Source organism: Comamonas sp. wu1-DMT (assembly GCF_040187805.1).
Lineage (GTDB): Bacteria > Pseudomonadota > Gammaproteobacteria > Burkholderiales > Burkholderiaceae_C > Comamonas > Comamonas thiooxydans.
The window spans coordinates 322982-335414 of record NZ_JBANEM010000001.1; the positions used below are offsets into that span (position 1 = coordinate 322982).

The 12433-nt window shown below is 62.7% G+C and carries 11 protein-coding genes; 3 read left to right on the top strand and 8 right to left on the bottom strand.

Annotated features, from left to right (window positions below; translation table 11 throughout):
- Nucleotides 1-73: 73 nt before the first annotated feature.
- Both V8Z78_RS01475 and V8Z78_RS01480 read right to left on the bottom strand, forming a co-directional pair.
- Nucleotides 74-661 (bottom strand): RBBP9/YdeN family alpha/beta hydrolase, encoded by a 588-nt coding sequence (locus V8Z78_RS01475; protein ID WP_003067964.1) that lies wholly within the window; start codon nt 659-661, stop codon nt 74-76.
- Between the two features lie 142 nt (nt 662-803).
- Nucleotides 804-1745 carry a LysR family transcriptional regulator gene (locus tag V8Z78_RS01480; protein WP_012838156.1) on the bottom strand — a complete coding sequence of 314 codons (942 nt, stop codon included), beginning with the start codon at nt 1743-1745 and terminating at the stop codon, nt 804-806.
- 194 nt (nt 1746-1939) lie between these two features.
- Between V8Z78_RS01480 and V8Z78_RS01485 the strand changes: the two genes are divergently transcribed.
- Nucleotides 1940-2557 carry an FMN-dependent NADH-azoreductase gene (locus V8Z78_RS01485; protein WP_003067966.1) on the top strand — a complete coding sequence of 206 codons (618 nt, stop codon included), beginning with the start codon at nt 1940-1942 and terminating at the stop codon, nt 2555-2557.
- A gap of 233 nt (nt 2558-2790) precedes the next feature.
- Entirely contained in the window at nt 2791-3192 is a 402-nt protein-coding gene (locus tag V8Z78_RS01490; protein WP_050788992.1) for a hypothetical protein, read from the top strand.
- A gap of 42 nt (nt 3193-3234) precedes the next feature.
- On the opposite strand, the gene V8Z78_RS01495 is transcribed toward V8Z78_RS01490, so the two are convergent.
- The 6 genes from V8Z78_RS01495 to V8Z78_RS01520 form a co-directional block, all read right to left on the bottom strand.
- Nucleotides 3235-4014, bottom strand: coding sequence for an SDR family oxidoreductase (locus tag V8Z78_RS01495; protein ID WP_435386707.1), 780 nt, complete (start codon nt 4012-4014; stop codon nt 3235-3237).
- A 159-nt stretch (nt 4015-4173) separates the two neighbouring features.
- Entirely contained in the window at nt 4174-5172 is a 999-nt protein-coding gene (locus V8Z78_RS01500; protein ID WP_003070876.1) for an ABC transporter substrate-binding protein, read from the bottom strand.
- Nucleotides 5173-5194: 22 nt separating this feature from the next.
- Nucleotides 5195-5983 (bottom strand): ABC transporter permease, encoded by a 789-nt coding sequence (locus tag V8Z78_RS01505; RefSeq protein WP_003070878.1) that lies wholly within the window; start codon nt 5981-5983, stop codon nt 5195-5197.
- Nucleotides 5980-6717: an ABC transporter ATP-binding protein gene (locus V8Z78_RS01510; RefSeq protein WP_223305728.1), complete on the bottom strand. Its 738-nt coding sequence runs from the start codon at nt 6715-6717 to the stop codon at nt 5980-5982. Before V8Z78_RS01510 ends, V8Z78_RS01505 begins: the two co-directional genes overlap by 4 nt.
- Before the next feature lie 25 nt (nt 6718-6742).
- Nucleotides 6743-8209, bottom strand: a complete 1467-nt coding sequence (locus V8Z78_RS01515; RefSeq protein ID WP_349730768.1) for an acyl-CoA reductase — start codon at nt 8207-8209, stop codon at nt 6743-6745.
- Nucleotides 8206-9300, bottom strand: coding sequence for a LuxE/PaaK family acyltransferase (locus V8Z78_RS01520; protein WP_280008195.1), 1095 nt, complete (start codon nt 9298-9300; stop codon nt 8206-8208). Before V8Z78_RS01520 ends, V8Z78_RS01515 begins: the two co-directional genes overlap by 4 nt.
- 473 nt (nt 9301-9773) lie before the next feature.
- Here V8Z78_RS01520 and V8Z78_RS01525 point away from each other — a divergent pair, with 473 nt between their 5' ends.
- Complete coding sequence (locus V8Z78_RS01525) at nt 9774-11918, top strand: TonB-dependent receptor family protein (protein ID WP_349730769.1); 2145 nt, start codon at nt 9774-9776, stop codon at nt 11916-11918.
- Nucleotides 11919-12433 lie beyond the last annotated feature (515 nt).

Consider the following 12433-nt stretch of genomic DNA (forward strand, 5'->3'; position numbering starts at 1 on the left):
GCCGTAAGCGCTCTATCAGAAAGCGCATACAGCTATCAAAAGAAAAGCATGAAAGAGGAACAGCCCCTGGATTTCAGGCCGCAAGTGCAGTTGCCTGCAAGGGCCGGGTCGAGGTCTGAGCATTCCAGCCGCCCTGCTCGGTCAGCGATTGCAGCAGTGCCAGCCCCAGTGGCCAGGCGCCAAAGCCCGACTCGATATTGATATGTCCGGCGTTCTGCAAACGCACCAGCTCGCTGCCCCAGGCCCTGGCATAAGCGCCCGCACGGCGAATGGGGCAGAACGGATCATTGCTGCTGGCCACCAGCACGCTGCGATAGGGCAGCGGCGCATAGGGCACGGGGGCGAAGTCGGCAAGCTGGGCGCGACGCTCGGGGTCGGCAGGAGCCACGAGCAAGGCGCCGTGCACGCGCGCCGCAGCAGCCTCGCCCAGATGCGCGGTCGTGATGCAACCCAGGCTATGGGCCACGATGACGGCAGGTCGCTCATCGGCGAGCAAGACTCTTTCCAGCTCCGCCACCCAGGCATCGCGGTGCGGCACCAGCCAGTCCTGCTGCTGTACACGCACGGCGCCTTCCAGCTGCTCTGCCCACAGGCTTTGCCAATGGCCGGGACCGGAGTTGCGCCAGCCAGGCACGATCACGATGCGAAATGGGGATGTCATGCTGCCTCCTGTAATCTCGGAGCGACAGCCGGGCCAGAGGAAAAAAGTCCGGCGTGCTCCTGATCTGATAACAAGGCAGTCATTGTGGGCAAGGCCTGCCCAAATCCCAACGAATGTTTTGTTGTTATCTTATGGGCAGAAGCTAATGCTGCGCCGAGGCCAATGCTGCCTTTTGCACGGCAGAGATGCTGCTGCCCGGCATGCGCTCCCCAAGGAAGTCCAGGAAATGCCGCACCGCCGGTGCCAACCCACGCCGTGAGGGGAACACCGCATGCACGATGCCGCGCGGAGGTGCCCATTGCGGCAGCAACTGCACCAGAGTGCCCCGGGTCAATTCATCCTGACACATATAGTCAGGTAGCCAGCACATGCCGCTGCCGGCCAGGGCCGCAAATTTCAGCGTCAGCAAGTCATCGACCACATAGCGCGGCTGCAGCTGCAGCCGGTGCTCCTTGCCTTCGGGCCCGACGAGCAGCAGGCTGGAATGACCGTCGACTGCCGTCATCGCCATGCTGTCCAGCAACTGCAGGTCCTCCAGCGACCTGGGGGTGCCCTGGCGCTGCAGCAGATCGGGGCTGGCCACCAGAATCTGGCGCGAGCTGTCGAGTCGCTTGACGACCATGGAGCCGCTGTCCTCCAGCGTGGCACGCACGCGCAATGCGACATCAACCCCCTCCTCGACCAGATTTACTGGGCGGTTGGTGACCTGCATCTCCACCTGCACCAGCGGGCAGCGCTTGAGGAATTCGGGCATCAACTCGCCCAGGACGGTCTGCGCCAGCGTCACCGGGCAGGTCACACGAATGGTGCCGCGCGGCTCGGTCTGGACTTCGGCCACGGCATCCGACGCTGCCAGGGCGGCATCGCGCATGGCCTGGCCGTGGCGCAGAAAGGTCTCCCCCACTTGTGTCAGAGACAGCTTGCGGGTGGTGCGTTGCAGCAAGCGCACCCCAAGGTGGGCCTCAAGTTCAGCAACACGGCGCGAGAGGCGCGACTTGGGAATACCCAGTGCCCGCCCCGCAGCGGCAAAGCCGCCGCGCTCGACCACTTCGACGAAGTACAGCATGTCGTTGAGATCCACCATGCATATATCCTTGGACTCGATTGAATTGATATTTGGAACGATCTATCGCATTTTTGCAGACTTATTGCCGAATCTAAACAAATCTACAATCTATCCCATTGCAATTCAAAACGAATCACTGTTTTGCCGCAACGCAGCATCTGAGCTGGGCAAGAAGTGCTCTTTTACTCATTTTTAGAGGTATAGGTACCAATATGCAAATCCTGCACATCGACTCTTCCATCACTGGCTCCAGTTCCGTTACCCGCTCCCTGACAGCCGATATCGTTGCCAACCTCAAGCAGGCCAACCCCGAAGCCAAGGTGGACTACCTGGACCTGGCCGTGAGCGCCCCCAGCCACCTGAGCGCGCAATCTCTGGGCTTTCGCACCGGCCAGGCCGCTGCCACCGAAGTCGAACGCCAGGAAAACGCCGTCTCCGAAGCGCTGGTCAGCCAATTCCTGGCTGCTGACGTGATCGTGGTGGGTGCCCCCTTCTACAACTTCACCATCCCCTCGCAGCTGAAGGCCTGGCTGGACCGCATCGCCCAGGCTGGCCGTACGTTCAAGTACACCGCCACCGGTCCCGTGGGTCTGGCCGGCGACAAGAAGGTCATCGTCGCTTCCGCTCGCGGCGGCGCATACTCCACCAGCGAAGCGGGCCAGGCCATGGAGCACCAGGAAAGCTACCTGAAGGTGATCTTCGGCTTCATGGGCGTGACCGACGTGACCATCGTTCGTGCCGAAGGCGTGGCCATGGGCCCCGACGCCAAGGCTGCCGCCATGGAAGCAGCCAAGGCTCAGATCGAGCAAGCACAAGCCGTCGCTGCCTGATAGCTGGCAAAGCTGCAAAAGCCGGTACCGCCCAGGGCGTACCGGCTTTTTTGCGCAAAAAAAAACTTGCTCACGACCAAGGTTTTGGACATTTCCGACTGAAGTTCTGGAAAAAACTGCCGATCTGAAGGCCTGAACCGGCTATTTTTGATACGCTGAAAACAGTTAGATACCGATCAGGTCCGAGTCTCGGTTGCTCGGACATGCTTTCCCAGATGCCAGCTTCCCGTCCCATGCCCACCGCCGTCCGTCAATCGCCTCAGCGCTCCGACGAAAACCTCGTCGTCACCGCTATTGCCGTATTTCTGGTGGCAGCACTGATTCTGGGTACGGTCGCCTATCGATACTTCAAGCATTCACAGCAGCAGCAGGAGCAGACTCGCAGCGAGCGTCAGGCCTACAAGCGCTATAACGACTATCTGGACTCCACCGAACAGGCAACTGCCAAGCCTGCCGCCAACCCGCCTTCCCCCGTACAGACCAGCGCTCCTGCCGCAGCGCCCAGCATGGCCGAGAAGCTGCTCAGCCACCCTGCCGTCACGCCAGGCCCCGGCTTCAACGCTCCGGGCGTGCAGCAGACCGGCGTGGCCATCATCGATGCGATAGATCACGCCCAAGCATCCGCCAAGCAGTAAGGGCAAGAAGGCAGACAGGCTTTGCCTTGGCTGCCTGGAAGCTCAGCGCATCACCAGACCGCCGTCGACCAGCAGCAGCTGCCCAGTCATGAAACCGCTGAGTTCCGACGCAAGGAACAGCACCGGCCCTGCCACATCCTCGGGCCGTGCCAGCCGCCTCAGCGGCGTGGCCGCCATCAGCGATTCACGGAAAGACTCCTTGCTGCCCTGTGTGCCCTGCGTGGGATAGACCAGCCCGGGCGCCACACAGTTAACGCGGATGCCCACTGGCCCGAGCTCGCTGGCCAGATTGCGGCTGAAGGCCAGCAGAGCGCCCTTGGATGTGGTGTAGTCGTGATAGGCGACGACAGGCTGCTCCACGAGATTGCTGACGATATTGACAATGCTGCCGCGCGCGCGCTGGCGCATCAGCGGTAGCACCGCACGACAGACATTGAAGCTTGCGCCTACGGCCCCATCGAACTGTGCCTGATAGTCCGCCCATTGCAGATCGTCAAAACGGCTGCGGCGTTCCGGATCGAATGCATAGGGCCTGAAGGCATTGTTGACCACGATATCGATGCCCCCCGCTTCGCGCACTATGCTGTCCACCATGCTCTGCACCGCATCGGGCGAGCCCACATCGGCCTTGACCGCCCAGGCATCGCCGCCCGAGTCCTTGCCCGCGGCCAGGCAGGCATCCACTGTGCTGGCTGCAGCCTCGTCATTGGACAGGTAGTTGACGGCCACCGCCGCCCCCTCGCGCGCAAACGCCAGGGCAATCGCCGCACCGATGCCGCGGCTGGCGCCCGTCACCAGCACCACCTTGCCGCGCAAGCCCATTGAAGAAGACTGACTCATATTCACGATTTCCGTTCAAACACTGGCAGATCCCAGGGAAGAGACAGCAGGCAAGGGCCTTGGCGGCCTCGCCGCCCCACTGCAATGCTGTCCTCCCCCAAGGCGCGAGGCCGCCCAGGCAACGCGCCTCCAGGGGGAGATTTACAGCGGCACAACCACATCCGCCACCTTGATCTGACGCTGCACCATGCCCAGCGCACGATAGGCATCGGCACCTTTTTGCAGCGCAGCCATATCGAAGCTGCCCAGCGGCTGGCCCTGGACTGCCGGCATGGAAGAGGCGTTACGCAGGCGGATCACATCCAGATTGATATCGCGACGCGTGCCGTCGATGGCATATTTGCTGGCCAGCACCGAGGCCTCCTCGGGATTCGCCATCATCCAGGCAGCGCTTTCGCGGTAGCCCTTGACGAATGCCTTGAGCAAGTCCTTCTTCTGCTGGAACACCTCCTCGCGCACCACAAACATGTCGCTGGACATATTGAGGTGGTCGCTGACCTGCATCACATTGACTTCGCCGATGCCCTTGCGCAGTCCCACAGCCAGGCCGGTATCCGTGGCGGCCGTGGCGTCAACCTGCCCTTGCATCAGGGGCGCAAAGTTCAACAGGCCGGTCACGACAATGCTCACATCCGACTCCTTGAGGCCGGCCTGATGCAGCATCACCAACAGGTTCTGGCGCGTGCCGCTGGCAAGGCTGTAGACACCGATCTTCTTGCCCTTGAGGTCCGCGGGCTTGCGAATGCCCGAGGACTTGAGCGAAACCACATTGAACACGTTCTGCGGATAGATGTCGTAGATCGCCACCAGCTTCTCACCCTTGTCCAGAGCCATGAAGAAGGAACCGGGGTCGGTAAACGCCACGTCGGCCTGGCCGCTGAGGATGTTGCGAATCGCATCGCCGCCGCCCGCTCCGGGCAGATAGGCCAGTTCCACGCCGTTCGCCTTGAAGAAGCCTTTTTCGGGCTCGACCAGAATATTGGTGATCTCGCTGATGGGCTTGCTCCAGCCGGCCAGGCGAATCTTGCCCTGCAGAGGAACCGCCATGCTGGTGCCGGTCATGGCAAGGCCGCTCAGGCCTGCACAGGCGCCGAGCAGGCTGCGGCGAGAGATGAACGAAGTCTGGTTGCTGGAGTGCATGACAAATGGTTTGAAGATGCAATCAGGCCTGATCGCCCGACTGCGAGGTTGAAAAGTGATGGGAGCACAGCAAATAGCGCTCCAGAACAAGGCAGGCCTGATACAGCAGCAGACCCATGACGGCAATCAGCACCAGCGCCGCAAACATCAGCGTGGTGTCCATCATTCCCTGTGCGGCAATGACCACGGCGCCCAGGCCCTGGCTTGCACCCATGAACTCGGCCACCACGGCACCGACCAGGGCCAGCACGACAGCCACGCGCAGCCCGGCCAGAATCGCGGGCAGCCCGGTCGGCAGTTTCAGGCGCAGCAAGGTCTGCAGCCTGGTTGCGCCCAGCATGCGAAACAGCTGCAGGCGCTGGCCATCCACCTGCCGCAGGCCCGTCAATGTGTTTTCCATCAATGGGAAAAAGCAGATCAGCGCCGTGATCAGCACCGTCGGCAGCATGCCGAAGCCGAACCACAGCACGAACAGCGGCGCCAGAGCCAGCTTGGGCACGACCTGGCTAACCACCACATAGGGCTTGAGCACGCGCTCCAGCAACTCGGACTCGGCCAGAGCCATGCCAGCCAGCAAGCCCACGGCACTGCCTATGAGCAGCCCCAGCAGCAAGGCCTGCAAGGTAGCCCAGAGATGCGGCCAGAAATAGCCGGACGCGAGACCCGACCACAGCGACAGCGCCACCGCCGAGGGCGCGGGCAACACCAGCGCCGACAAGCCAAATTGCCTCGCAGCCAGCTCCCATATTGCAAGAACGGCTACCAAAAGCGAGGCGGACAGCCAATGTGTCTTGTTCAGCAAGCTGCTCATGCGCAACCTCGGTCCATGGATGCGCGAATGCGCGCGCAATAGTCGTTGAACGCCGCACCGTGGCGCAGGCTCTGCTGGCGCGGCTGTGGCAGCTCGACGGACCAGTCGTCCACGATGCGGCCGCCATGCATGAGTGCAATGCGGTCGCCCAGATAGACGGCCTCGTTGATGTCGTGGGTAACAAAGAGCACCGTCGTGCCATGGCGCTGGCAGGTGCGCAGCAAATCGTCCTGCAGCTCGGCACGCGTAATGGCATCCAGCGCCGCAAAAGGCTCGTCGAGCAGCAGCAGCGGCGGCTCCAGAATCAGGGCTCGCGCCAGCGCCACGCGACTTTGCTGACCGCCCGAGAGCTGGCGCGGATAGAGCGAAGCATGTTCGGCAAGGCCCAGTTGCTCCAGCAACTGCATGGCCGCCTGTCGGTCCTGCTGCGTGGGTTTGCGCTGCAGCGACACGGGCAGCAGCACATTGTCGATCACCGTATGCCAATCCAGCAGCGTCGGTGCCTGGAACATAAAGCCCAGCTGCGGCCCCGGCGCTGCCAGTTCTCTGCCGCGCAGCAAGACATGCCCCGACTGAGGCCTGAGCAGGCCTGCCGCCAGCTTGAGCAGCGTGGTCTTGCCGCAGCCGCTGCGCCCCAGCAGGCAGTGGATCTCTGCGGCCCCGACCTGCCAGTCCACGCCATCCACCACGGGCACTCGTCCCGGGTAGCTGAATCGGGCCTGCTTGAACTCCATGAATGCCACGACCGTACCCGCCCCCTCAATCCGCATAATCGGCCAGCGGCTGGGCCGCCAGTTCTGCCGACTGCTCGATCTCCGTCATGCGCACCAGATCCAGCAGGTTGAAGCGCCCGTCATGGTGCCAGCCCGCCTCGGGCATGCTCATGGAGCCGATGGCGCTGATGCGCGTGACGCCAGCCGCGCCCAGCAGCCCGGCCAAGCGGTACAGCTCTTCGGGGCCGGCCGCAATGCCTGCGGTCTGCAGATAGTCACGCTGAGCGGCCACCACGGGCAGCACGGCATCGAGCCGGTCCACGGCCACCACGGCAATCGTGCGGTACAGCGCGGTCGGTGCCAGGGGCTGCAGACTCTCGCTGTAGGCCACGCTCCAGGGCGCATCCACCGGCCCCAGCAGCTGGTGAGGTTCACCGCCCCACTCCATGTTCTGCTGCCAGCGGGCCAGCGCCGCCCCTTCTTCCAGATCCAGCTCGCGGCGTGCGAATCGTCGCTGCAGATTGGCAAGCTCGGCCGCCAGATAGTCGGCAAAAGCACCCGGCGAAACCGGCGCCCCACGCTGCACATAGAACACATGGGGCGAGTAGCAGCCTTGCTGGTCATAGCGCATCACGTCCCAGGCGGCCAGCCTTGCCATGCCAGGAGCCTTGAGCGTATCCAGCGCCTGCGCGTCGATCAGGCCAAAGCCCAGCTTGTGGCCATGGGGCAAAAAGCGCGTCGTCACGGGCAGGCGACGACGCAGCGCATCCAGCGTCTGGTTGCCGCCATAGGCCAGCACCGTATCGGCCTGGGCATAGAGCGCGTCGGCCTCCTCGCCACCTGCACCGCGCCACCACACCACGGCCAGGCAATCGGCCAGCGGCGGGTGGACCTCTGCCAGCAAGCGTGCAAACCACCCCGCAAACAAGGGCTCGGCACTGGCCAGCTTGCCGATCGCCGGGGCCTTGACCAGCAAGCCGCAGACAAAGCTCCACAGCGACAGCGCAGGCACGTTGCCGGCCCAGCTATGCACCAGCAGATCCGGGCCGAAAGCACGTACGGCTCCGCCCTTGGCTGCCGGCTGAAAGCCGTCGAGCACTGCCGGGTTGGGAAAATCCTCGGCCACAAAGCGCTTGAGCTGCGCCGCACGAAAGGTCTTGAAAAATCCTGTCAGCCCCAGCCGCACCATATCGGAGTCATAGCCGCTGACCACGGGCAGCCAGGCTTCGGCCTGTTGGCGATGGATGTCGTTACGGTCCAGCAGGCGGGCCATCGCACGATCGATGGCATCGATGATCTCGGCCACCGGCATGGGGCGCAGATGGGCAGCCGCAGCCTTGCGCACACGACAGGCCAGTGCCTGCATCTGCGGCGCCGTCAGCACGGGCACGCTGACTTCCAGCCTCTGACCGTCGCGGGACCCGAAGTCCAGCGTCTGCCACTGCACTTCGTCGTCGCCGAGGCCCGGCAGATAGCCAGCCTTGATACGCTGTAGCTTGCGCTGCTCGCTCATGCGCCGGCAGCTTTCACAAACTCTTCAACCGCCAGCGAGCAGCCCTTGGCGACAGCACCCTCGGCGCGACCAAGCAGCAAAAAACCGTCTTTTTCCTGCGGGCCGGCCCACAGGCCCACATCCTCGGTCAGGATGGTGGTCACCGCGTTGTAGTTGGCCAGATCGCAATGCACCAGAATGCCGCGCTCACCAGCTGCCACGTCCCTGCCGGTGATCGGCTCGACCAGACGCGAGCGGATCCAGTGCGGACCGGACTTGACCGAAGGCAGCACCGCATTGCCATCGTCATAGAACTGGGTACTCAGCTCGGTCATGCCATACATATTGATGCACAGACTGCGCGGCACGCCCAGCAGCTGGGAAAGCTCGGCATAGAACTGCTCGAGCGGCAGCTCGCGCGACTGCCCCTTGTAGCCGCCCGTATCCAGCACGCGGCTGCCTGCGGGCAGGCGAAAGCTGCGGCCCTGCGCACGCAGGGCATCCATCACATGGACCAGGCTGAAGCTCGCGCCCAGCAATGCAAAGGGCTGGCCGCTGCGCTCGGACTCTTCCAGCGCGGCACACAGGGCAGGCATGTCCAGCCCTTCCGAGTTCAGATAGTAGCGGCTGCCTGCCGAGCCGAATTCGGACTGGGCAAGTGCCAGATAGTGAGCCAGCGAGGAATTGGGCATGGCCTGCTCATCGGGAAACAGAATGCCCATGGGCATGCGCTCCAGACCCTGCATGAAGCGTCTGGCGAAATAGCGCTTCATGGACAGGTCGTAGACATCGAGCTGCGGATGAAAATGACGTCCGCGCGCAGCGCGGCCCGTGGTGCCGCTGGTCATGAACACGCGCTCGGCGGGCGACGGCGGCTCGCTGCGCAGCTCCATGGCCTTGAAGGCATCGATGGGCACGGCCGGAACATCGCGCCAGCTCCTGACATTGCGCAGCGTGGCACCGCGTCGCTGGCAAAAGCTGCGAAACGGCGCATTGCATTCGTACTGGTAGGCGAAAAGGCGCAGGGCGAGTTGATTGAACTGGTCGTCGGTGCAGTCATCCATTGCGATGAAAGCAAGCAGATCGGCGACCAGCGAAGCGGCCTTGTCCATGAAATTCCTTCGAGAGCGGGGACATCATGCTCCGAAGGCTTGCTGACCATGCGAGAACGCACTGCCCGGAGGTCAGCTTGCAAGCTCTTCTTCCGCCGGTATGAACCGGGTCAAGTTCGCGGGTGTAGATCTCAGCACTGGCGTGCACCCCGGAGCGCGGCGCCATCTTACCCCAACGGCATCGCTGCAAGGGGCCGGAGCCGCCGCATGAAAGTCGCGTCACTTGTAACCTGGGGTAATGCTCTATCACGGAGAAGAAGGTCATCCACAGTAGAAATCATTAAAACATTACCACCCAAATACAATCGGAGCAAAAATTGCGAGCGTGCCCGACACGCACCTTGCCATGGCACCGACAATGACGCAGGCGCGCACTGCCTGAGCGAGCTTCACGCCGTAGCAAGAAACGCCGTCAACAGAGCTTGCGCCATCCAGGGCACCGAACGTCCACCCCGAGCCCCAGAGATATTCACATGCATTTTTCGCGCCTTTGTCATCTGGCAGGCTGGCCTGTGGCCGCCGCCGGACTGCTGCTGACGGCACAGTCCGCAATGGCCCAGCAAGCCGCCGCCCAGCCGGACCTGCCCCAGTTGTCCGAAGTCACCGTGCGCAGCACCTTGCAGGAGTCCGCGCTTGAGCAGACCCCTGCCTCCGTCACCGTGCTCGACGGCGAGCGCATGCGCGAGCGCAATCTGCAAGTCAATCTCTCGGAGTCCCTGAGCGCAGCTCCGGGACTGCAGTTGCAGAACCGCCAGAACTACGCGCAAGACCTGCAGCTGTCGATTCGCGGCTTTGGCGCGCGCTCAACCTTCGGTGTGCGCGGCATACAGATCTATGTGGACGGCATCCCCTCCACCATGCCCGATGGCCAGGGTCAGACCAACAATATCGATATCGCCTCGCTGGAGCGCGTGGAAGTGCTGCGCGGCCCCTACTCCGCGCTCTACGGCAACGCCTCTGGCGGCGTGATCAATGCCTATACCGAACGCGGCGAGGGCGCGCCCTCGGTGGAAAGCAGCTTTGCACTGGGCAGCGACGGGCAGAAGCGCCTGGGCCTCAAGGCCAAGGGCGAAGCCAACGGGATTGGCTATGTGCTCAGCGCCAGCCGTTTCCTCACCGACGGCTACCGGGCCCAGAGCGCGGCGGACAAAAACCTGTTCAACGCCCGCATCGATGTCAAGCCCGACGAATACAGCCAGCTGACCCTGGTGGCCAACCATGTGGACATCGATGCCAAGGACCCCGGCGGCATCACGCCCAAGGACTGGGCGGCAGATCCGAAGGCTGTGGCGTCCAACCCCATGCTCTACGATTCGCGCAAAAGCGTGAAGCAGACCCAGGCCGGCCTGACCTATGAGCGCCAGCTGGACGGCGGCCAGGCGCTGCGCCTCATGGCCTATGCCGGTCAGCGCGAAATGATGCAGTTTCAGTCCACGCCCAAGGCATCGCAGACCGGCTACAGGGGTGGGGTGATCGGTCTCAAGCGCGACTATGGCGGCATCGATGCGCGCTGGAGCGGCAAATACGAGCTGGGCAGCCGCAGCCTGGGCCTGATTGCGGGCCTGGCCGCCAACACTGTCAGGGAAGACCGCCAGGGCTACAAGAACTTTGTGGGCAACCAGTTGGGCGTGGTCGGCGAGCTGGTGCGTGACGAGCGCAATACCCTCACCAGCATAGACCCCTATTTGCAAGCCTCCTGGGCCTTTGCACCGCGCTGGAAGCTCGATGCCGGCCTGCGCTGGAGCAATGTGCAGTTCCAGTCGCGCGACCATTTCCTGGCCGACAACAACGACAGCGGCAATGCCGGATTCCATAAGCTGCTGCCGGTTGTTTCGCTCCATCACGAGCTCAATCAGGACATCAATGTCTATGCCTCGCTGGGTCGCGGCATGGAAACACCGACCTTCAACGAGATCTCATACCGCCCTGGCCCCAACCCGCTTCCCGGACTGAACTTCGGCCTCAAGCCTGCGGTATCGACCAGTGCCGAGCTGGGCATCAAGCAACGCTTCAATGTGGCCGGCCTGCGCGGCGACTGGTCTGCCGCGCTGTTCCAGACCAGCACCGACGATGAAATCGTGGTGGCCAGCAACGACAACGGCCGCACCTCTTATCAGAATGCCGGCAAGACCCGCCGCCGCGGCATGGAGCTGAGCACCAGCACCTGGCTGATGCCCCAGTTGCGCCTAAACGGCGCGCTGACCTTGCTCGATGCCAGTCTGCGCAGCGGCTATTGCGACAGCAAGGGCCAGGACTGCATTCCCGCCGGCAACCGCATTGCCGGCACGGCCAGACATCTGGGCTACCTGGGGCTGGAATGGCTTCCCGCCACCGACTGGCGTGTGGGTCTGGACTGGCGTCATGTGGGCCGTATTGCCGCTGACGACAAGAACCAGGTCTATGCCCCCAGCTACAACGTGGCCAGCCTGAGCGTGGGCTACACCCGGCGCCTGGGCGCCTGGAAGCTCAGTGCTTTTGCCCGCGTCGACAATCTGGCGGACAAGAACTATGTGGGCTCGGTCATCGTCAACGAAGCGACCAAGCCCGAGGGCCGCTACTACGAACCGGCCCCGGGGCGCCAATGGATGGCCGGAACCAGCCTCAGCTACCAGTTCTAGCTAGGTCATCCGAGTTGCCGGACAGCAAAAAGCGGGCCCAGAGCCCGCTTTTTTATATCCGGACGGCTCAAAAGCGATTTCTTCAGAAAAATTTTGGTGCCTGCAAACTGCCTGTTTGAGCCCGAAAGCCGCCAATCTCGCGCCGGTTTGACTGCCTGACGATAGATGCCTCCAGCAAGCTTGCGCCCTTCAGCAGTGCAAGCCACGTCAAAACATGGCTATCCACGTCCAATCTCACAAATCTTCACGCTAGCGCTCGTGCAGTTTGAGCGAAGTTAGCCCCTGAAGCAGGCATGAACGACACACAGAAATTCTTCACTCTGCAACACGCTGCCATCAGGCGTGCAACTTCTACGAAATGCAGGGCAAATGGCAACAGGTGACTCCCCAAAGTAAAGAAATCATTTCTTATAGGAAATTCACATAAAAAGAGCTCAGATGGCGGGCTTTTGAAAGCAAATTCACAGCGCTAGAATCCGCCACCAGCGCTGCCTCGTATGTTTTAAGCCGGGGCA

Bases quoted from the DNA above. Each gene is read 5' to 3' on its own strand.
- V8Z78_RS01500 (WP_003070876.1), bottom strand. From the start codon at position 5,172: ATGCACTCCAGCAACCAGACTTCGTTCATCTCTCGCCGCAGCCTGCTC.
- V8Z78_RS01490 (WP_050788992.1), top strand. From the start codon at position 2,791: ATGCCCACCGCCGTCCGTCAATCGCCTCAGCGCTCCGACGAAAACCTC.
- V8Z78_RS01485 (WP_003067966.1), top strand. From the start codon at position 1,940: ATGCAAATCCTGCACATCGACTCTTCCATCACTGGCTCCAGTTCCGTT.
- V8Z78_RS01495 (WP_435386707.1), bottom strand. From the start codon at position 4,014: ATGGGCTTGCGCGGCAAGGTGGTGCTGGTGACGGGCGCCAGCCGCGGC.
- V8Z78_RS01515 (WP_349730768.1), bottom strand. From the start codon at position 8,209: ATGAGCGAGCAGCGCAAGCTACAGCGTATCAAGGCTGGCTATCTGCCG.
- V8Z78_RS01505 (WP_003070878.1), bottom strand. From the start codon at position 5,983: ATGAGCAGCTTGCTGAACAAGACACATTGGCTGTCCGCCTCGCTTTTG.
- V8Z78_RS01475 (WP_003067964.1), bottom strand. From the start codon at position 661: ATGACATCCCCATTTCGCATCGTGATCGTGCCTGGCTGGCGCAACTCC.
- V8Z78_RS01480 (WP_012838156.1), bottom strand. From the start codon at position 1,745: ATGGTGGATCTCAACGACATGCTGTACTTCGTCGAAGTGGTCGAGCGC.
- V8Z78_RS01525 (WP_349730769.1), top strand. From the start codon at position 9,774: ATGCATTTTTCGCGCCTTTGTCATCTGGCAGGCTGGCCTGTGGCCGCC.
- V8Z78_RS01520 (WP_280008195.1), bottom strand. From the start codon at position 9,300: ATGGACAAGGCCGCTTCGCTGGTCGCCGATCTGCTTGCTTTCATCGCA.
- V8Z78_RS01510 (WP_223305728.1), bottom strand. From the start codon at position 6,717: ATGGAGTTCAAGCAGGCCCGATTCAGCTACCCGGGACGAGTGCCCGTG.